The following is a 586-nucleotide window of genomic DNA, read 5'->3' as shown; positions in this document are numbered from 1 at the left end:
GTGTCACTTTGTAAAGATCACCATGGGGCGCCGGCCAGCGAGATGCTACCGGTACTGCAAAAATAAACCGTATCCGAAATCGAGGTTCTGTCGGGGTGTACCTGATCCCAAGATCCGTATCTTCGATTTGGGTAAGAAGAGAGCGACCGTTGACGACTTTCCACTGTGCGTGCACTTGGTGTCCGACGAATATGAACAGCTGAGCTCAGAGGCTTTGGAGGCAGGACGTATCTGCTGCAATAAGTACCTCGTAAAGAACTGCGGAAAGGATCAGTTCCATATCCGCATGAGACTTCACCCTTTCCACGTTATCCGCATCAATAAAATGTTATCATGCGCTGGAGCTGATAGGCTCCAGACTGGGATGCGTGGTGCGTTTGGCAAGCCTCAGGGTACTGTAGCACGTGTTCGCATTGGACAGCCCATCATGTCCGTGCGCTCTAGTGACAGGTGGAAGGCACAGGTCATCGAGGCTCTGCGCCGTGCCAAGTTCAAGTTCCCCGGACGTCAAAAGATCTACGTATCAAAGAAGTGGGGTTTCACAAAGTATGAACGTGATGAGTTTGAGAAGCTGCGTGAAGAGGGC

General features: G+C 51.5%; 1 protein-coding gene. It reads left to right on the top strand.

The window, feature by feature from the left end; translation table 11 throughout:
* Positions 1 to 22: 22 nt before the first annotated feature.
* Positions 23 to 586, top strand: a 564-nt coding sequence (gene rplJ / locus F0L68_RS46080; protein WP_223199668.1) for a 50S ribosomal protein L16, incomplete at its 3' end; no start/stop codon positions are given.

It is taken from the genome of Solihabitans fulvus (genome assembly GCF_008386585.1).
Classification (GTDB): domain Bacteria; phylum Actinomycetota; class Actinomycetes; order Mycobacteriales; family Pseudonocardiaceae; genus Solihabitans; species Solihabitans fulvus.
Note: the sequence above shows the minus strand (reverse complement) of the source record. Positions and strands in the feature narration are given on the sequence as shown.